Origin of the sequence: Rhizobium mongolense USDA 1844, from assembly GCF_000419765.1 — a bacterium.
GTDB classification, from domain to species: Bacteria; Pseudomonadota; Alphaproteobacteria; order Rhizobiales; family Rhizobiaceae; genus Rhizobium; species Rhizobium mongolense.
In genome coordinates, this window is sequence record NZ_ATTQ01000010.1 from 61,385 (window position 1) to 80,853 (window position 19,469).

17 protein-coding genes are annotated in these 19,469 nt (G+C 57.9%); 7 read left to right on the forward strand and 10 right to left on the reverse strand.

Annotated elements, in window-relative coordinates; genetic code table 11:
• Window positions 1-54: 54 nt before the first annotated feature.
• From cysD to A3C3_RS0120120, 5 genes are all read left to right on the forward strand, one after another.
• Complete coding sequence (cysD, locus tag A3C3_RS0120095) at window positions 55-1,008, forward strand: sulfate adenylyltransferase subunit CysD (protein WP_022716380.1); 954 nt, start codon at window positions 55-57, stop codon at window positions 1,006-1,008.
• 1 nt (window position 1,009) lies between these two features.
• Entirely contained in the window at window positions 1,010-2,494 is a 1,485-nt protein-coding gene (gene cysN, locus A3C3_RS0120100; RefSeq protein ID WP_028739822.1) for a sulfate adenylyltransferase subunit CysN, read from the forward strand.
• 360 nt (window positions 2,495-2,854) lie between these two features.
• Window positions 2,855-3,178 (forward strand): hypothetical protein, encoded by a 324-nt coding sequence (locus A3C3_RS45375; protein WP_145611891.1) that lies wholly within the window; start codon window positions 2,855-2,857, stop codon window positions 3,176-3,178.
• A gap of 123 nt (window positions 3,179-3,301) precedes the next feature.
• On the forward strand, window positions 3,302-3,817 hold the full coding sequence (locus tag A3C3_RS47160) for a hypothetical protein (RefSeq protein WP_233450648.1): 516 nt from the start codon (window positions 3,302-3,304) through the stop codon (window positions 3,815-3,817).
• A gap of 825 nt (window positions 3,818-4,642) precedes the next feature.
• Window positions 4,643-4,945: a dehydroquinate synthase/iron-containing alcohol dehydrogenase family protein gene (locus A3C3_RS0120120; protein ID WP_280752710.1), complete on the forward strand. Its 303-nt coding sequence runs from the start codon at window positions 4,643-4,645 to the stop codon at window positions 4,943-4,945.
• Window positions 4,946-5,109: 164 nt separating this feature from the next.
• Here A3C3_RS0120120 and A3C3_RS0120125 read toward each other — a convergent pair whose 3' ends face one another.
• The 7 genes from A3C3_RS0120125 to A3C3_RS0120155 all read right to left on the reverse strand — a co-directional run bounded on the left by A3C3_RS0120125 (window position 5,110) and on the right by A3C3_RS0120155 (window position 14,284).
• The gene (locus A3C3_RS0120125) at window positions 5,110-7,101 is read right to left on the reverse strand and encodes an ATP-binding protein (RefSeq protein WP_022716386.1); all 1,992 of its coding nucleotides are present in this window, start codon (window positions 7,099-7,101) and stop codon (window positions 5,110-5,112) included.
• Window positions 7,091-8,395, reverse strand: coding sequence for an SIR2 family protein (locus tag A3C3_RS0120130; protein ID WP_022716387.1), 1,305 nt, complete (start codon window positions 8,393-8,395; stop codon window positions 7,091-7,093). Before A3C3_RS0120130 ends, A3C3_RS0120125 begins: the two co-directional genes overlap by 11 nt.
• A 379-nt stretch (window positions 8,396-8,774) precedes the next feature.
• Entirely contained in the window at window positions 8,775-10,724 is a 1,950-nt protein-coding gene (gene acs, locus A3C3_RS0120135; RefSeq protein ID WP_425337563.1) for an acetate--CoA ligase, read from the reverse strand.
• Window positions 10,725-10,768: 44 nt separating this feature from the next.
• Window positions 10,769-11,335, reverse strand: a complete 567-nt coding sequence (locus tag A3C3_RS0120140) for a glucose-6-phosphate isomerase family protein (protein ID WP_022716389.1) — start codon at window positions 11,333-11,335, stop codon at window positions 10,769-10,771.
• Window positions 11,322-12,146: an ATP-binding cassette domain-containing protein gene (locus tag A3C3_RS0120145; RefSeq protein WP_022716390.1), complete on the reverse strand. Its 825-nt coding sequence runs from the start codon at window positions 12,144-12,146 to the stop codon at window positions 11,322-11,324. Before A3C3_RS0120145 ends, A3C3_RS0120140 begins: the two co-directional genes overlap by 14 nt.
• Window positions 12,143-13,210, reverse strand: coding sequence for an ABC transporter permease (locus A3C3_RS0120150; RefSeq protein ID WP_022716391.1), 1,068 nt, complete (start codon window positions 13,208-13,210; stop codon window positions 12,143-12,145). Before A3C3_RS0120150 ends, A3C3_RS0120145 begins: the two co-directional genes overlap by 4 nt.
• Before the next feature lie 60 nt (window positions 13,211-13,270).
• The gene (locus A3C3_RS0120155; protein ID WP_084796990.1) at window positions 13,271-14,284 is read right to left on the reverse strand and encodes a sugar ABC transporter substrate-binding protein; all 1,014 of its coding nucleotides are present in this window, start codon (window positions 14,282-14,284) and stop codon (window positions 13,271-13,273) included.
• A gap of 215 nt (window positions 14,285-14,499) precedes the next feature.
• Here A3C3_RS0120155 and A3C3_RS0120160 point away from each other — a divergent pair, with 215 nt between their 5' ends.
• Together A3C3_RS0120160 and A3C3_RS38800 are read left to right on the forward strand one after the other, a co-directional pair.
• Complete coding sequence (locus A3C3_RS0120160; protein ID WP_022716393.1) at window positions 14,500-15,708, forward strand: ROK family transcriptional regulator; 1,209 nt, start codon at window positions 14,500-14,502, stop codon at window positions 15,706-15,708.
• A 26-nt stretch (window positions 15,709-15,734) separates the two neighbouring features.
• Window positions 15,735-16,376, forward strand: a complete 642-nt coding sequence (locus tag A3C3_RS38800) for an HAD family hydrolase (RefSeq protein WP_022716394.1) — start codon at window positions 15,735-15,737, stop codon at window positions 16,374-16,376.
• Here A3C3_RS38800 and A3C3_RS0120170 read toward each other — a convergent pair.
• The 3 genes from A3C3_RS0120170 to A3C3_RS38805 form a co-directional block, all read right to left on the reverse strand.
• A complete protein-coding gene (locus A3C3_RS0120170) occupies window positions 16,357-17,427 on the reverse strand; it encodes a hypothetical protein (protein WP_022716395.1) in 1,071 nt (356 codons plus the stop codon). The genes A3C3_RS38800 and A3C3_RS0120170 overlap by 20 nt on opposite strands.
• An 8-nt stretch (window positions 17,428-17,435) precedes the next feature.
• Complete coding sequence (locus tag A3C3_RS0120175) at window positions 17,436-18,224, reverse strand: hypothetical protein (RefSeq protein ID WP_022716396.1); 789 nt, start codon at window positions 18,222-18,224, stop codon at window positions 17,436-17,438.
• A 164-nt stretch (window positions 18,225-18,388) separates the two neighbouring features.
• Window positions 18,389-19,462, reverse strand: coding sequence for a DUF4432 family protein (locus A3C3_RS38805; protein ID WP_022716397.1), 1,074 nt, complete (start codon window positions 19,460-19,462; stop codon window positions 18,389-18,391).
• Window positions 19,463-19,469: the final 7 nt, after the last annotated feature.

Sequence of the window (19,469 nt, forward strand, 5' to 3'; positions counted from 1 at the left end):
TTGAGGTGAGGGGCGAATGCCTCCTTGCCAAGGATCGAAAGTCTGGAGTAGGAAATGCCCGATAGCCGTCCGGATACGGAACTCAACAATCCACAGAGCGCCAAGCCGCCGCTCGATCCGCACCTGAAGGCTCTGGAAAACGAGTCCATCCATATCTTCCGCGAGGTTGCAGCCGAATTCGAGCGTCCGGTGATGCTCTATTCGATCGGAAAGGACTCGTCGGTGCTGCTGCATCTGGCACGCAAGGCTTTTTATCCGGGCCGCGTGCCCTTCCCGCTGCTGCATGTGAACACCGGCTGGAAATTCCAGGAGATGATCGCCTTTCGCGACGAGACCGCGAAGAAGTACGACCTGGACCTGGTCGAGCACATCAATCCGCGCGGCGCCGCCGAAGGAATCACACCCTTCAGCCACGGCTCCGCGACCTTCACCGACATCATGAAGACCGAGGGGCTGCGCCAGGCGCTCGACGCAGGACAGTTCGACGCAGCCTTTGGCGGCGCGCGCCGCGACGAGGAGGCAAGCCGCGCCAAGGAACGCATCTATTCCTTCCGCACGCCGGACCACCGCTGGGATCCGCGCAACCAGCGGCCCGAGCTCTGGAACATCTACAACGGCCAGATCCGCAAGGGCGAGAGCGTGCGCGCCTTCCCGCTGTCGAACTGGACCGAAGTCGATATCTGGCGCTACATCCAGGCCGAAGACATTCCGCTGGTGCCGCTCTACTATGCGAAGAAGCGCCCCTATGTTGAGCGCGACGGCATGATGATCCTTGCGGAAGACCCGCGGCTGGAACTCCTTCCCGGCGAAGTCCGCCAAGAAGGCATGATCCGTTTCCGCACCCTCGGCGATTTCCCGCTGACGGGTGCCATCCGCTCCACCGCCACCACCCTTGAAGACGTCATAGCGGAGCTGGAAATCGCAACCGTTTCCGAGCGCCAGGGCCGCGCCATCGACCGCGATCAGTCCGGCTCCATGGAAAAGAAGAAGCGTGAAGGATATTTCTGAGATGACTGCAGCAGCACCTGCAACCGCCATCGCCCTGCCTGCCGCCGAGCCGCTGAAGGCCACGCGCGACACGCGGCCGTTGCGCCTCATCACCTGTGGCAGCGTCGACGACGGCAAATCCACGCTGATCGGCCGGTTGCTCTGGGACACCAAGGCCGTCAAGGAAGACCAGGCGGCGACGCTCCAGCGCGATTCCACCGGCAAGCAAAATGATCTCGGCCTGCCCGACTTCGCACTGCTTCTGGACGGCCTGCAGGCGGAGCGCGAACAGGGCATCACCATCGACGTCGCCTATCGCTATTTCCAGACCGACAGGCGCGCCTTCATCGTCGCCGACACGCCCGGCCACGAACAGTACACGCGCAACATGGCAACCGGCGCTTCGACCGCCGATCTTGCCGTGCTGCTGGTCGATGCCCGCGCCGGCATCCTCGAGCAGACGCGCCGCCACGCGACAATCGCCTCGCTGCTCGGCATCAAGCAGTTCGTGCTCGCCGTCAACAAGATCGACCTGACCGGCTACGACCGCGCCGGATTCGAGAAGATTACGCACGAGTTCAAGGAATTTGCCCTATCGCTCGGCGTCAAGCAGATCACCGCGATCCCGATGTCGGCGCTGAAGGGTGAAAACGTCGTCTATTCCGGCCAGGCCGCCATGCCCTGGTACACAGGTCCGACGCTGGTCGAGACGCTGGAGCTTGCCACGGTGCGCTCTTCGCAGACCGTCGGCTTCCGTCTCTCGGTGCAGCGCGTGTCGCGTCCCGGCGAAAGCTTTCGTGGCTATCAAGGCACCGTTGCCGGCGGCTCGGTGAAGCCGGGCGACAGCGTCATGATCCTGCCATCGGGCATGGTCGCCAATGTTTCCAAGATCGTCACCTTCGACCTCGTGCGCAACGCGGCCGTCGCGGGCGATGCGATCACGCTCGTGCTCGACCGACAGGTGGACGTCGCGCGCGGCGACATGATCGTCTCGATCGACAGCCAGCCGCAGGTCGGCCTTGCCTTCGACGCGCAGATCGTGGCGCTACAGCCGGAAGGCATCGAGGCCGGCAAGCGCTACTGGCTGAAGAGCGGCAGCCGCCGCCAGCGCGTCCAGGTGCAGCCCATCAGCCAGTTGGAGCTGAAGACCGGCGCCTGGAACGTGGCCGAGCGGCTTTACATGAATGCCATCGGCAAAGTGCGCCTCGCCTTCGATGAAGCGGCGATCTTCGATCCTTATGAGCAGAACCGCTCCTCCGGCTCCTTCATCCTCATCGACCCGGACACCAACAATACGGTCGCCGGCGGCATGGTGACCGGCAAGCGCTCGGAGCTCGGCGGACTTCACGCCGGTGACGCGCGCGTCATCCTCTCGCTTCCAGCCGACCTCGCCGAGCAGATTATGGCGAGCGAGATCTTCGCAACCCGCCGCGACGAGGCGCATGTGCACCGGATGACCGCGGCGGAAGCGGCGGAACTCTGGAAAAACGCCGCAAGCGATATCTGAGACTGAAGATGGGGCCGGACGGCCCCTTTTTCTTGCTGTTCGAGGCGTGCGTTACGCATCCTGGCGCAAATGGATCGCTGCACGCAGTGTGCGGCGCAAATACTCGCCGGGGACCAGGGAAATTCGGGGAAATCGGCTGGTCGGAGTGGAGTGATTCGAACACTCGACCCCCACGTCCCGAACGTGACAGCCGAGAACATCAAAGCCTCGCATATCCGGCCCTCGCCATTGATCTAATTGAGTTTTTTTGATTCTCAGGCAATTCCAGATCAAACCAAGCAATTCCGTTTCTGTCAGTTTCTGTCAGTTTCTGTCCGATGTTTTGCGCGCCTCTCGCCGTCGTCTGGCCTGCGTCCAGGAATGAGTCAGCGACCTTTTCAAGGTCCTCTTCAGCGCGTCACGACCAACATTCTCGACGGACGTACCCTCGTGCTCGATGATGACGGCTACCTTCTCATGCCCCACCCTGTCCGCGAGCCCGGTCCATTTGCCGTGTCGGTCGAGTTTCCCGATGGGGTTGAAATCAGCGCTGTCTTCGATCTGCTGGGCTCCCCGTTCGGCGATCCTCGCCTCGAAGAGGCGGTACTGCTTGTTGCACGGGCAAAAGAGGATTTCGGATTGGCTCGTGCCAAGGCGAAGGGCCTCATCCAAGATTTCGTCGCCGAGTTCGACCAGGCGGCATAACCCACTTCCCTCCTCGGCCCCGTCGTCAGACGGGGCCTCCAACCAACACCAATCACTTTCAGCATACGATTCTCCTGGCCGCGGGGCTGAAAGACCGTGGCCAGATGCCTAAAGGAGGCAAGAATGCCCGTAACGCATTCGATCAAAACCCAGGACTACCTCAACCCGGCAGAGGTCGAACCTCACATCCAGGTCAAGGCTGTAACAGAGCCACGCGCAACGTGGTCGGTACGCCGCGCCTATCGCTTCGAACTTCAGTCTGAGGGCCGTCGCGAGCAGAACCCGGTGGTCCGTGCATACGAGGTGTGGGGTAAGTCGGAGTGGCACAACGGCGTGATCGCCCGTGAGTTCGAGCTCCATGACGTCTTCGTCGTGCAGCTTCGTGTGGCGGATGAGATGCTGACGGCCGAGGCAAAAGTGCTGCTTAACATGCGCGCACGCAAATCGTTGCGCCTCGGCGACGAGAGCGAGATCGTACTCCCTCTTTCGTCAGGGTCGGACGACCACATGATGCGTCGTCTCGCTGCGGTGCCAACACGGCTCGGCTCGTGGGCTGCTCTTTCGGCCAACCCGCCACTTCGTCACCGAAACCGCGATTGGCGGCCACAACGTCCGCGCGCCACTCCATCGATATCTTGAGCCCATCGATACCCGTATAAGCCTGCGCTTGGGCAATCCGAACGAGATCAACGAACTGATTGTCCTTCATTGGAATCTGGGAACGTTTGAACACACGCGTGTGAGCCGATGCATGGAAGAATGCCGCGCGTCCCAGCCAGGCGCGGTGGACGTCAAACACGCTCTTGATAGACTCGGTCGTCGCGAATACGAAACTCGGAATTTTCAATGTGGGCATGGCGCATACGAACTCGAAGCGCTGATTAATCTTCGGGAGCGCCTCCATCTCCGCGATCACCTTCGTCATGACCGCTAGGAATGTTTTCTCTCTGAAGCTGGGAATCGGATAGCCGACTGCCTTTGCGAGGTCGACGGGCGAAACGATCCAGTGACGCCTGTTCGACCCTATCTCACCTGCCTTGTTCCGCTTCGCCAGTAACAGAGCGGCATGCCGGGATGCCATGATCGATAGAATGGTGTAAAGCCTCGCGCTGTAACGGCTCCGGAACTTCGTCAGCGCGTTGAGGTCAACTGTCACGTAGCGACGGGACATCAGCATCGAAATTCTGACCTCTGGATCGATCTCGAATTTTATCACGTCGCGGCTTCGCAGCTTCTTCGGCAATGGATGTATGGCGAGGTCTCGCACGGGCCGTGTCAGCCGAGTACGACGGTAACGTATGTCGTAGCGCACAAGCGTCTCGCCGATGCGATCGAGGCTTTCGCGCAGCCGCGCTGGGTTACTGATCCCCAAATAGGCTAGCATCTCGCCAGACCTGACTTCGTGTACGAGCGACTTGTTGCTGTAGGCTGCCTTGTCCCTCAAACCTGCATCGCTTCCCTCCAGTGCCAACCGACGCAAATGCAAGACGCGACATGATGTGTGCATCCATGCAAGGAGCGCTGGCATTCCAAAAGGGTCTAGGTGCCGTCCATAGCTTGAGCCATGCGATTGGCGGCTTGAGACCAGACCTGCACCACGGGGAGTTGAACGCCGCCCTCTTGCCGCACATCATTGGGTTCAATCAGGCCGCACCAAGTGTCGTGGACGAGAAGAAAATCGACCGCTTGGCTGAAATGATCGGTAGCGAGCACACATCCGAGGCCGTGGCTAACGCCGTTGCGGACCTCACTGCCCGCCCTTCTTGATCACTGCCACATGACCGACCCCAGGACTGCGACCGCCGAGGAATACATGGAAATCCTCGAGACCGCCTACTAGAAATCGATCGACCTTACTCTGCACTTCGTTTTGATGTAGCAGCGGCTAGCCCCATCAGCCACCGTCCGAACCTCGGACGGTGGCTGTTCCATTAGTCCTCTACGTCAGTCCTTGACCCGAGCGCCAACAGCACTTTCCGTCCATATTCTTGGAACCATAGATCAACGATTTGAGCGTCAGTGCTTGCAGGCAGAGGGTCAGCGCGGCGCACCTTGAAGGTGGTGGGAAGATTGACCGAATTCCCGAAGACTAGCGCGTGCTGCTTTGGAAGCGATGGCAACCGTTTCAGAACGCTATCAGATATGAAAGGCGTCATCTGTCGAATCTGGGATAGGTCGTCGGGGTTTTGAATCCGGTGAACGACAAAATTGGAGCATTGGGAAAGCACTGTCTTGGACAACTCGTTCGGTCGCTGTGACGCGACAAGAAGAAATAGACCATATTTCCGACCTTCCTTCGCAATGCGCTCGAAAATACGCCCCGCATCCATGGCGTATCGCGATGGTGTCGAAGCCACGTAGCGATGAGCCTCCTCGAGCAAAAGATGCACGGGAAAGCGATTACGTGGTTCAGCATGCCGAAGGAGCCTGAACACCATCCGCGCCAGCACGGCGCTTACGAGCTCGACCACCTCGTCCTCAACAGCGTTCATGTCGAGGATCACGATCTGCGAGGATTTAATATGTCCGCCGTCTTGAGCGGCCATCAGTCCAAGCAATCCGGCAAGGAAGTCGGACTGCGACAGTTGGTCGGTGGATGTGTGCCTGAGGAACTCGTAGTCGGCCCGTTTCTCTAACGCCTTGAAGCGAGTAACCATCTGCGAGCAGTAATCTCGGATTTGGCGATTTCCGTGCGCTTCCTCGTAAAGCAGAGCCAGATCAATTGCGTCTCCGAGCTCGACGAAATCAAAAGGTATGTTTTCGTAGTCAGGAAATTTGATCCCTGGATCGATGAAACCGCCAGAACCGTTTGAACCTGCGAGATATGTGTACGCGTCCTGCAAGCCCGGCATATTGCCGAAGTTGACCTTGATGTTTTGGTTGAGGACGCTCGCGTTTATCTCGGATGTGCGAAACCGCTGCAGAATGCCGCGAATTCGCGTTTCCTTCGCGCCAGGCGGCGTTTCGTCCCCTAAAATCTGAGTGATGCAGGTCGCCAGGATGTGGTTTCTGATCTTCGCAAGTTGAGCACCCGAGGCTTGGCCGAAGAGTGAAACCAAGCCTAAGGCCATCCGTAGGATCGGAAGCTGCGTTCGTTCGCTGGCCTGCAGCAGGAGCTCCCATTCGGAAAGGTCGAGGAACCAATGAGGGAGCCGGAAAGACCCAGCCGCAGCGGTGCCGTCAATGATAAGGCGCTTGACCCCGATTTGGGCCCGGGCCCCCAACTCCCTAAAGGCTTCATGGTACTCGCCGTTCACATCGAGCACGACAAATGTCGCACCTCGTGCGCGATGCTCATTCGCCTTTTCAAATAGCGACTGCAGGACCGAAGCGACAGTGCACGACTTGCCGCTTCCGGTGTTCCCAAGAACTGCGACGTGGCCGCCGAAAAAGTCGTCAATCCTGACTTTCACTTGGTAATCTTCGAATATCACAGACTTGCCGATGGCCAGATTGCAGAATCGGGTCGCATCGGACGGCGTTGGCGGCCCACCATCCCTATTCGTTGAAGGCTGTGTGTCTTTTTCAGTGTCGAATATGCGGTCCAGTTCATCATCCAGGGAATACAAGGCGTCAGCGAAAAGCGATGGAAAAACCGAGACGCCGAACCTGAATTTTCCGTCACTGGCCATGGGAAGCATTCCGACGGGAACAAGATCGAGGAACTTGGCCGCGCCTGCCTTTTCCATTTCTCCACCGTCACGAGACTGGCCATCTCTTTCCCGCAGGCCCACCACCTCAGCCACCACATACTCGGGAGGTGTAGGAATCATCAGGAACGACCCGAGGCGCGCGACGTAGTGAACCCCATCGAAGCCGACGACAGTGAAATTGTCAGTTCCAGCATGAAGCTCGACCACAAAACGATCTCCGGATACAGATATCACCTTCCCGATGGCGCGCCGGCGGTCGTCATTGCCCATCTGCAGCGTCCTTTTTCTTTCCAAAGGTCTCCATCACTAGGCGAACCGCGTCATCTATCCTGTCGCTCTGGCGCTGCGGCATGAAGTGCTCGACGATCATGTTGAAGTAGTGGGCAGGATTTTTCTCGTCGGGGCCGTCGCCACCAATGATCCAGATGCGTTCGTCACGCAATGCTCGCAGTTTTGCGATCTCTCCCTTGGAATCGGGGTTTGCGAACACGATCAGCCTGAAAGTCGGGATCGTCAGTGCCTGATAGATAATGTTGTTGAGATGCTCGTCTCCAAACGCGAACCCGGCAGTGATCAGTACACTCTGCTCCCTTACGACCCGGCTTTGGAACTCACGGAAAAGGTCAGAATACGGCGAGCCGAGACTTGAATTCTGCTTCGCTGGCGTCGGGTAAATCATGACCTTCGAGTCGGCGTTCTGCGGCCAGAGCTCGCGGATCGGAAACAGACCGTGGTCATCTTCTGTCCAGCTCAACGACCCATGCAGCTTGCAGAGATATACAAAGCCATCGACGGCGGACCACTTTCGGCTCGTGACGTCGAGCTGTTCGGCAAGGGCGTAACGGAAGGTGGCAGGGTTGAATCGACGCTCTACAACTCCCGAAAAGCCGTTGGCGTATGGCAACCCGAGGCGGTCCATGGCGCGCTCGTTGAAGAGGTCGTAATTCGTCGTGAAAATCCACGGCCGTGGCAACGACCTGTCCCGCAAGACGAGGCGGCGATAGAAGCTCTCGTACACATCAAGGACGGAGCTGTCTCCAGCGGCGAACTCTCCGTTTGTGCATCTCTCCCAGAGAAAACTCTTCACCTTTTTGATGATGCTTTCAACGGTCACAAGGGAGCTGGCATGCTTAGGATTATCGCTTCGCCTGTAGATGAACTCCAGGCTAAACAGAAGTTCCATAAGCCGTTCAAGATTCCACGTATACTCGGTTTCGACGAGGGACGCGCCTCTCGCTTTTAGGAACTGCACGTCTTCGGAGGTGAGCGCCCAATCGCGAGGCTCGATAAAGTTGAAATCGTCGTCGAGTTCCGGCGGCAAAGGATGCTTGCAGAACTCGGAAGCCAAAGGGGCCATCGTTGGGATGCCCCGCTGTCTATCGTTGATTTCCAGCGAGGAGCAGCCCGCGCCGAGTAAGAAAGCGACGTTGCGCGCATTTAGAGCTTCAGTCAAAGACTTCCGAACGACGCTCGGTCCAGTTTCCCAATCCAAAGCCGTATTTGATTGATCTCCATGACGAACGAAATGAAATTGCCGCGGCTTTGCCGTGTCCTGATCCGACACCAAATCCTCCCAACCTGAATGTAATCGGAGCGCGCAGCGCTGTGAATCACAGGCTCCAATTGCGAAAGACTATCGAAATTCGCGGTGATATCCAGTGGGTTAAATGACAGACAACGTCCCGTCGCCAGGGCCGTTGGATCAGTATTTGTCCAAGTCGCCCGGCCTCGTCAGATTTGAACTGCCAGCCAACTGACGCCGTTTTTGCAAGTTGTGACAAGCAACCAGGCCTCGCTTGGGATTGTCTACGCCGAGCGGGACTGAACGATAGGCCGGCATGTCGCGGAAGGCTGTTCTCGGAATTCTAACTTTCATGATCGCGTCGCTGGGGAAGAACCGATTGCGGCGGCGGCCCGACTGAAGACCGCCGCAGCAAGGTCGATTAGGCACGTGCGGCGATATTCTGACGATTGGCGATCAGGTCGTCGACCACCGCGGGATCGGCCAAGGTCGAGGTATCGCCGAGGGAGCCGAAGTCATCCTCGGCAATCTTGCGCAGGATACGGCGCATGATCTTGCCGGAGCGGGTCTTCGGCAGGCCGGGAGCAAACTGCACCTTATCCGGAGAAGCGATCGGACCGATCTCGGTGCGCACATGCTTGACCAATTCCCGGCGGAGTTCGTCCGAGCCCTCATGGCCCGCCATCAACGTGACATAGCAATAGATGCCCTGTCCCTTGATTGCATGCGGATAGCCGACGACCGCCGCTTCCGACACGAGATTGTGTGAAACCAGTGCCGATTCAACTTCCGCCGTACCGAGACGATGGCCTGAGACGTTCAGCACGTCGTCGACGCGGCCGGTGATCCAGTAATATCCGTCCTCGTCGCGGCGGCAGCCGTCACCGGTGAAATACTTGCCCTTGTAGGTGGAGAAGTATGTCTGGATGAAGCGCTCGTGGTCCCCATAGACGGTACGCATCTGGCCCGGCCAGCTGTCGGTGATGCAGAGATTACCGTCGGCAGCGCCCTCGAGCACCTTGCCCTCGTTGTCAACAAGCTGCGGCGTGACCCCGAAGAACGGCACCGTTGCCGAGCCCGGCTTCAGATCGGTCGCGCCCGGCAGCGGTGTGATCATGTGGCCGCCGGTTTCCGTCTGCCACCAGGTATCTATCACCGGGCAGCGCTTGTCGCCGACGACATTATAGTACCACTCCCAGGCTTCCGGATTGATCGGCTCGCCGACCGTCCCGAGCAGGCGCAAGGACGAGCGGGACGAGCGGGTGACAAAATGGTCGCCGGCGCCCATCAACGAACGGATCGCTGTCGGAGCGGTATAAAAGATGTTGACCTTGTGCTTGTCGATGATCTCCCAGAAACGGCCCTGATCCGGGAAGTTCGGCACTCCCTCGAACATCAGCGTCGTCGCACAGTTCGCCAGCGGACCGTAGACGATGTAGGAGTGACCGGTGACCCAGCCGACATCGGCGGTACACCAGTAGATATCGCCGGGATGATAGTCGAAGACATATTCATGCGTCATCGACGCATAGACCAAATAACCACCAGTCGTATGAACGACGCCCTTTGGCTTTCCGGTCGAGCCAGACGTATAGAGAATGAAAAGCGGGTCTTCCGCCTTCATTTTGACCGGCGGGCATTCGTCCTTCACGGTCGCGACTTCCTGATGGTACCAGAGGTCACGGCCTGGTGCCCAGCCGATCTTGCCGCCCGTGCGGCGCACGACCAGCACTTTGTCGACGATGACGTGCTGCTTGGCGGCAATATGAATCGCTGTATCTGTGTTGGCTTTGAGAGGAACCGGCTTGCCGCCGCGCACACCTTCGTCGCAAGTTATGACGAAGGTCGATTCACAGTCTACGATACGGCCGGCCAGCGCTTCCGGCGAGAAGCCTCCGAAGACCACCGAATGCACCGCGCCGATGCGGGAACAGGCGAGCATCGTATAGGCGGCCTCAGGGATCATCGGCATATAGATGGTGACGCGGTCACCTTTCTTGACGCCGTGTCTCTTCAGCACATTCGCCAACCGACAGACCTGATCGTAAAGCTCGTTATATGTGACCTTCTTGTCGACATAGGGGTTGTCGCCTTCGAAGATGATGGCCGTCTGGTTACCGTGCGTCTTCAGATGCCTGTCGATGCAGTTATAGGAGACGTTGGTTTGGCCGTCTTCGAACCACTTGATCGAGACCTTGCCGGTGAAGGAAGTGTTCTTGACCTTGGTGTACGGCTTGAACCAATCGATCCGCTTGCCATGCTTGCCCCAGAATTTGTCCGGGTTCTCGACGCTTTCATCGTACCATTGCTCGTACTTGGCCTTGTCGATCAGGGCATGGCTCTTCACCGGCTTGGTGACCGCGTACTTCATAATCTCAGACATTTCGCACCACTGGTATCAGAAATCAAAATGGATCACGCCGCATAGCGTGGATTGTCCACGATCACGTCCGCGCCGTCCCGGTCGACGACAACCTTTCGCATTCCGCGCTTGAGAATGTCGCCGTAGTCGTGGCCGGCCTCGACATTGCACACCCAAACGAAAACCAGCTTTTCGGTGCCGACATTGATGGATCGGTGAGCCCAATCGGGAGGGATGAAGGCGCAAACACCAGGCTCCATCCTCACCACTCTCGTTTCGCCGTCGCGGGACTCGAGCAGCAACACACCGTGGCCGCTCTGCGTGTAATAAACCTCACCCATGTCTCGCCGCTGGTGGAAATGGCCGCGAGTCATGAAGTACTCGCCGCCGACATTGCCTGCCTCCATTGTGGTGGTCCCGAAGAAGAGGTCGCTGCCCTCTTTCTTGTATTCGATGACCTCATACACCACCGGGTCACCCTCCGTGGCCACCATCCTGTCGAGTTCGGCTCGGTCTTGAAAGACCTCCCGAAGCTCGCTGAGACGTTTCGTGTACTTCCCGGTGTCTGGCGAGACCTCTCCGGTCAGGCCGTTGATGAGCACACCTTCAGGCAACAACATGGCTCGATCCTTTCAATTGCGCCGGCGACATTGCCCCGGTCATCACCGCGACCGCGTCCGACATCGTGCATTCCTTGGGATTTAGGACAGCCACCCGTTTTCCAAGCCGATGGACGTGAATACGATCGGCAATCTCGAACACATGCGGCATATTGTGACTGATCAGGACAATCGGGATGCCCTTGCTTTTGACGTCCAGAATAAGGTCGAGTACACGACGGCTCTCTTTGACGCCCAGCGCCGCCGTCGGTTCGTCCATGAAAATGACCCGGCTGCCGAACGCGGCCGCGCGCGCGATCGCGACGCCCTGGCGTTGTCCGCCCGACAGCGTTTCCACTGGCTGGTCTATATTTTGAATCGTCAGGAGACCGAGTTCCGACAATTTGGTTCTCGCTATAGTGCGCATTGCCGGCTGATCCAGTCGTCGCAGTAGCCTGCCCGATAGACCGGAGCGGCGCACCTCCCGCCCAAGGAACATGTTATCGGCGATCGACAGCGCCGGAGACAGCGCGAGGTTCTGGTACACGGTCTCGATGCCGGCGTTTCGGGCATCCTCGGGTGAACGGAACGCAACTGGCGATCCTCCAAGCTTGATCTCCCCCTCGTCCGGCGTTACCGCGCCACAAAGGGCCTTGATCAGGGTGCTCTTGCCTGCGCCGTTGTCGCCGATCACAGCGAGGATTTCGCCAGGCATGAGATCGAAATCACTGCCATCGATGGCCACGACATGGCCGTATCTCTTGGCTAGCCCCCGCGCGGTCAAAGCGGGGACAGTCGCCGAAGGGATGCTGTCCTTGACGTTGGTTGTCATGCCGAAATCCTCCGAATCCACTGATCGATTGTCACAGCAAGGATGATGAGTCCGCCCACAGCGAACTCCTGCCAAAGGACCTCGACGCCCCACAGAGCCAATCCATTGCGGAACGTGCCGACGATGAGGGCACCAATCAGCGAGCCGACGATCGAACCTCGGCCACCAAAGAGCGAGGTTCCACCGATAACCACAGCGGTTATCGCATCGAGATTGGCATTCGCACCCGCCAATGGAGATACAGCGCCGATACGGCCTATTACGACCCATCCTGCGATCGCACAGATGAAGCCGGCGATGGAATAGACCGCGATCAAGGTCTTCTTGGAATTGATGCCCGCGAGGCGAACGGCTTCGGGATCGTCACCGGTAGCGTAGATATGGCGGCCGAAGGCTGTTTGCGTGAGGACGAACCAAACGAAAGCGGCGATCGCGATCATCAGTACCGAGCCTGCTGTCAGGACAGCGCCACCACCAATCGGAAATCGCGTCCCTAGCCATTGCAACATCGGTGCGGCTGCGGCGACGTCCTGTGATCGGATCGTTTCCGAGCGCGATACGTACAAGACCATCGCACCGAACATCGACCAGGTACCCAACGTGACGATGAAGGGCGGGAGGCGTAGCATCGCAACGAACATGCCGTTGATGAAGCCACAGAGCGTGCCGCAGAGAAGGCCCGCCAGGAAACTAAGCTCGGGCGGGAGCCCCAGAACAACGGAAAGACGCCCCATTACCACTGCCGACAATACCATCATAGCTCCGACAGACAGATCGATGCCCGCAGTCAGGATGATGAGCGTTTGTGCAATGGCGAGAACGCCGATGATGGTGACTTGTTGGAGAATGAGGGAAAGATTGAATGGCGCGAAGAACTTGCCTCCCACGCCGAAAGCGAACACCGTGATGCCGAGCAGGAGGACGATGAGCGGAACCGAGGTCGGATGCTTGTGAAGGAAACCCTGGACCTTCTTCACCATTCCGCTCGATGCGGCGAAGCTTGCGACATCGGTAGATGCGCCCTTCAAACCGTCTTCCGCGTTGGTGGAAATGTTGTCAGTCATGGCGATGGCTCCGATTAAACAGCGGGCCGCCAGAGGCAGCCCGCGCAACTCTTCGAGAGGTTAGCCCCAGCACAACTGGAGGCCTTTCTTGGTGTCGATGGACTCAACACCGTTGACGGGCTTGTCGGTGATCAGCTTGACGCCCGTGTCGAAGAACTTCAGCCCCGGAGTGGGCTGGGGCTTTTCACCAGTCTTGATGTACTTGTCGAGCGCCTCGACGCCGATCGAGCCCATGTTCTTGAGGAACTGCATCGAAGTCGCGCCGATGACACCCGCCTCGACGTTCTTGACACCCGGGCAACCGCCATCGATCGATACGACGAGCACGGAGCCGTCGTCCTTGCCGACAGCCTTGAGCGCCTCCCAAGCACCAGCCGCGGACGGTTCATTGATGGTGTAGACGACGTTGATGTCGCTGCACTTCTGCAGAAGTTTCTCCATGGCGGTGCGTCCACCGTCTTCAGCTCCGCCGGTCATCTCGTGGCCGCAGATGCGATTGTCGGTCTCGTCGCCGTAGCGATTGGGGTCCTTGATATCGATCCCGAAGCCCTTCATGAATCCTTGGTCGCGAAGGAAGTCGACAGATGGCTGACTGACGGCGAGATCGAGGAAGGCGATCTTCGCGTTTGCTGACTTGTCGCCGAGCGTCTTGGACGCCCACTCGCCGATCAATTGACCGGCCTTGAAGTTATCCGTTCCGAACGTCGCATCTGCCGCGTCAATGGGCTCGAGCGGTGTGTCGAGCGCGATCACCAAAACCCCTGCATCACGCGCGGCCTTTACGGCAGGCACGATAGCCTTCGTGTCACTCGGTGTGATCAGGATGCCCTTCGCTCCAGAAGAGACGAGATTTTCAATCGCCTCCACCTGACCGTCATTGTCGCCATCGAACTTGCCGGCGAACGACCGAAGCTCGAGACCAAGCTCCTTGGCCTTCTCCTCGGCCCCTTCCCGCATCTTGACGAAGCCGGGGTTGGTATTCGTCTTCGTGATAATTCCGACGATCTCGGCCGCCATTGCGTGACCGCCAAACAGCATAGACGCCGCGACCAACGCAGCCATACGAACTTTCATGATTGCCTCCCGTTGAGATCGCTCCTCCTTGAGCGATCGGCAAAAATTCCATGCTGACGCCGGAAGAGTCAATAGTTTTTTTTGTATAAAAATTAACTTAGACTATTGTACGCCCTCGTATTCCCGAGGTATTTTGGGCCAATGGGTTTGTTTCAAAAGAAAAATAATGCGATAGACATCCGCTAAGACCCGTGAATTTTCGGACGTTATGCAGAATGGTCGACCAGACAGTTGCCAAATACCTGAACGAGCTACGCATCCTCACGATGCTGCGAACACAAGGGCCCGCGAGCCGCGCCGACATCGCCAGATGGCTTGGTGTCACGCCGGCCACTATCACGCGCCTGATCAACAGTCTGATTGACCGCGATCTCGCGGAAGAATCGAAGACGGCTGGCAAAACCCCAGACGGTCAAAGAGAACCCGGCAGGCCGGGCGGGCGTGTTTCGCTTAACCCAAGCGGAGCTTTCTTCCTCGGCGTCGAGATTGGCGTAGGCATCATTCGTTTCGCGGTAATCGATCTGATGGCGAACGTCGTGGACTCGACGGAAATCACTGTCAGCCGGACCCTATCACCCTCCGAGGCGGTCGCTGCTATCGCCGATCACCTGAACGCCCTAAAAAAACAGAAGCTGTTCAAGTCGAAAATCATGAGTGTCGGAGTAACCGTTCCAGGTATCGTGACCTCCGATGGCTTCGTGATCAATCTTCCGATCCTTGGATGGAAGTCCGTGGACCTGCGCGCCGAACTGTCGAGCGCAATCACACTGCCTTGCTTCGTCGAGAACAACGCCAATGCTGCGGCATTCGGTGCCGTCTACACCCAGCCCTCCCTGCCCAGCATCTGCACCATTTTCCTCAAGCTTGGCACTGGCTGCGGCGGGGCTGCAGTGGTGAACGGCCGACCTCTTCGGGGAGCCAACGGAACCGCCGGTGAATTCGGACACATCCGGCTGTCGGATCAGGGCGCGCTTTGCAGTTGTGGCCAGCGGGGCTGCCTGGAAAGCTGGGTCAATCTCGGGGCGCTTGCACGAAACTACATGGACACCGACAAGCTGACCGAAAGCCAGTTTGCCGCCCTCCCCGCCGAAGTCGTCCACGAAGCGGACGCCGGAAACGCCAAGGCGATCGTCGCGCTGGAGAGTTTCAGCCATTGGATGGGGTTGGGAATCGTATCCCTCATCAACATGTTCAATCCCTCCACGGTCATCCTCGGCGGTGTCATGCGCCCCGTCCTGGAACACACGATCGATCAAATACGAAGCGCTGTTGAGGCTGGCATCATTTCAGGTATTCCGGTCCCCGACGTTCGCCTTTCGGAACTTGGAAAGTTCGAATGCGCGATCGGCGCAGCGACCATCGCGCACCACCATGCTTTCGACATTTCGCGCGTCGAAATGCATGAACACGAGCTTCAGCTTTAGTAGGCTGACGGAATAAGAGCCTTACCGTGACCACGCTACCCGATCTGTCCCAGTACCAGTTTTCCGCTATCGTGTTCGACTGCGATGGAACGCTCGTCGATTCCGCCGCGCTTCACTATGAGGCTTTCCGAAGTGGATTGCTGGATCAGGGTCTCGACATGAACCGGACTTGGTACATGGAGAGAACGGGGTTATCGCGTCATGCGCTGATAGCCGCCCATGCCGAAGAGTTTGGAAGTCAAATCGATGTTCCCGCTGTCGTGGCGAGGAGCGAAGATTGGTTTGCCGAAAACGTCCATCGAATGACCGAGGTCGCAGAAATAGCCGGGCTCGCGCGCAAATATGCGGGGAAAGTTCCGATCGCTGTCGCTTCGGGCGGTCAAAGGGTTCACGTCGAGGGCTCCCTCACGGCAACAGGCCTGATTGGCCTCTTCGATGCCATCGTCACGTTGGAAGACGTCGGCGTTGGAAAGCCTGACCCGGCAGTCTTTCTCAAGGCTGCCGAATTGCTAGGCGTGCCGCCAAGAGAGTGCCTCGCCTTCGACGATACTGATGAGGGTGTCGAAGCAGCAACCCGGGCTGGAATGACAACAATCGACGTAAGACAACTCGCCGACTGGTCAAGCGCCGCCCCGACCGGAGGGGCGACTATGCGCTCCTCCGATTAGTGAGAAATGATTTCAGCAGTCGGTCAAACATGGGCTTAAACTTGGGATAGGCTCTGACCAGATGTTCAAACTCGCGTTGATAATATTTCAACGTATCCGCGAGCTCCTTGCGCGCGTAATCGCTCGCCGGGCCATGCCGCCGTCTGCTGAGAACCTGCATCATTCCAAGTATGCGCCGCGCTATGTATTCCGGTGCGTCAACTGTCGTGGGCCTTAGCTGAGAGGTGTACACCCCAGTTACGATGTAGGGCTTTCGAATAGAGGATTGGTATGTCTCCCGCTGTGCTGACCAAAGCGCATGCGCAAGGTTCTTGTCGTAGTGCTTTGTAATCGCACGAACAATCACCTCTTCCGCCTCCCAAGGCAGAACTTCAACGAGAGTCCCGATGTACGTCGAGGCCCCAGCGTACATGAAACGGCCGGCAAGCTCGTGCCACGACACACAGGCATTGTTCACGATGACGGGATTGCCGTACCCAGCGATCGTCTGCACCATCGCTATGTAATTGAAATCGGACATCGCAAGTGCTGCCGAACCATATACACGGTCAATCTGCTCGCTCTTGACCGGCTTCAGCTCTTTCTTCTCGCTGGTTAAGGTGACCCAATCCTTGATCGCGGTACCCACTTCGACCTTGGCGTCCTTTTCTGGATCAGTCCACGACACTCCGTCGATGCTGTGGAATACGCTCATCACTGTGACTTTGAGCATTTCGGGGTCGTCGGTTGTGGCAATTCCCGGCGCGCTATCGGCGACGAGTTCCCTTTCCTTGCCAGAACTGTCGGTGAATCTGTAGGTTTCCCGGACACCGCTAACGTCCCCACAGTGGGTTGCAATCAAGAGAAAATCGTAGGGGTACCAGTCAACCATCGTGCTGATTGCACGCACAGACGCACCACCGCCTTCGTACGTCCGCACAAAGCTGCCTCGATTGAACAGGGCCTGGCGCACTTTCGCTATTTCAGGAGCATCGGTTTGGGCGGGGTCCACCAAAGCGGCGACAACCGTGCCTACCGAACTGTCAAACTGGCGCGCGAAGCCATTGACCACCTGAACGCCTAATCGGGGATAAATGAATAGGTGCGTGGACGGTATTTCGGGAAATGCAAATCCAAATGGAACTTGGAAGTGATAAAGGTTACGGACGCGCCCGACCCAGCTTTGGGGATTTGCGCATCCCCGACCAAGAGACGTATGGTGTTTGCTAGATCATGCAAAATCTGTTGTTGCGCGACTGTTTGCGAGGCATCAGACGACGAATAGAAACGTGAAAGAATGTCGTCTGCCTCGTGCTTATCGACCTCTGGAATCACGCAGAGACCTGCGCCGAGGGACCAAGCGTAGTTCGCCGCAACGACCTGAGCCAATTGATCCCCATCTTCGATTACGACCAGATGCGAGTTGAGACCTCGCTCGTATTTTTGGGTCTGACCGGAGTCTGAGAATACAAGGTGCTTCTTTTCCCGCATCGCCTTTAGCAGACCAACGCCGATATTTTGTCTGCCCCAGACGAGGTCGCCATTGTTCAACGGGAGGTGGATTTTGTTTATCACATGTTCGCTTGAAACCTCAGTCACCTCAGCGCCGTTGAAGTATGGCAGCAATGCTCTTTTGGCATCAGCTCCTATGCCGGAGAAAAAATACCGGTCCGCTGCGACCCGGGCGATGGTGTTGTTGCATGTGACAACCTCCGCAGCTGCGTCGGGGCGAGACATCCGCGGGGCCTCTATGACCGTGAGATAGGCACCTCGCTTCGCCAGTCTGGAGCAAAGCATTGCTGTGAGGAAAGCATCGTCTCCGACAATTACGGCATCGCTAAAGATGGGAGATGTAAGCGCAGTCGTCATGGTTTCTCGGAGTGTCCAATGATTCTCCCGATAGTAGGACACCAGCAAAACAAGAAGTCATGCGGCATTTGTGTCTTGCCGCACGTAAATGCGCTCCAGGCGGGTTTTGCCCCGGTAAACGCATCAGTTGCATGGGGCAACCATCGAGATTTTGGGCGTCCACGCTACCGATCTGCAATATGCGCAATTTTCGTAAGCAGCGCGTGGGAGCGCTCGGGTGGAAGACGTCCCACCCGCATCGATGCACGCCAACTCGACTGGCCATCGAGGCTTGGCACCGAGCCGATCGCCTTCTCATTCTTATATCCCGACAAGCCACAGGTAGCTGGCTCGGTGATCGCCAACGCGTCTTGGTCACCCGTCCTCGAAATCCAGCGGAAGGCATGCGGAAACTCCGCGGGTCGATGTGCGACCCAGTCCGAACTGCCATCCCCATGCACTTGAAGGCCATGTGCCCAACCGTCTTCATCGTGGAGGTAGCCGACCTTGAACACCATCTCCGGATCATACTCTTGGGTATCCGCTATCGTGTGGTGCGCCTCGGGATGCCTGGCCAGATCGGACAGAAGTTCCAGGTATCGAGCCGACGGTTTCAGGTGGGCGGGAACGGAGCTCCTGACCACCACTGCCTCGTTGGTGTAAGGCGCAGAGTATTCGAGCCGCGAACCATCTACTGGGCGGAAATTGATGTGACCGAGGTAGCAAACGTCCATTGATGTCCGCTTCAAGTTCTGCACCTCAACGCGGATGTCAAACCATGGCTCCGCCGCCGCGAAATGAACCGAAGGTCGAAAAGCATAGTGGGCCGTGAATGCCTTGGCATATTCGAACGAACCGCCGACAGAAAGGCCACCGGCATCCTGATCGACATCGATCCACGCCTCATCAAACTCTGCACTCGGCAACTCGCCATGCAACGGGTGATCATCGCCTTCACCCGGCGCTGCGATCGCGGTCAACCCGCAATGGAAGAAGAGGCCGCCCAGATTTTCCAGCAGCGGAACACCCCTTTTGGGGAGCCGCACCATACTTTTCATCCCGATCTCATGGCCGTCTATCGTCGCGGACCAGATTTGCTGGCCGACGTAAGGGAGGATGACGGCATCGATACGGGATGTCTTCACACGAAGCGCTTCTACCCCGGTGTGGTAACGGAAGGCACTGACCGTGAAGCCATCTGACGTCGCTAGTATAGTCTCGGTGTCTTGAAACTGAGCTCTCTGAAGATGAATGCGCATTATTTCC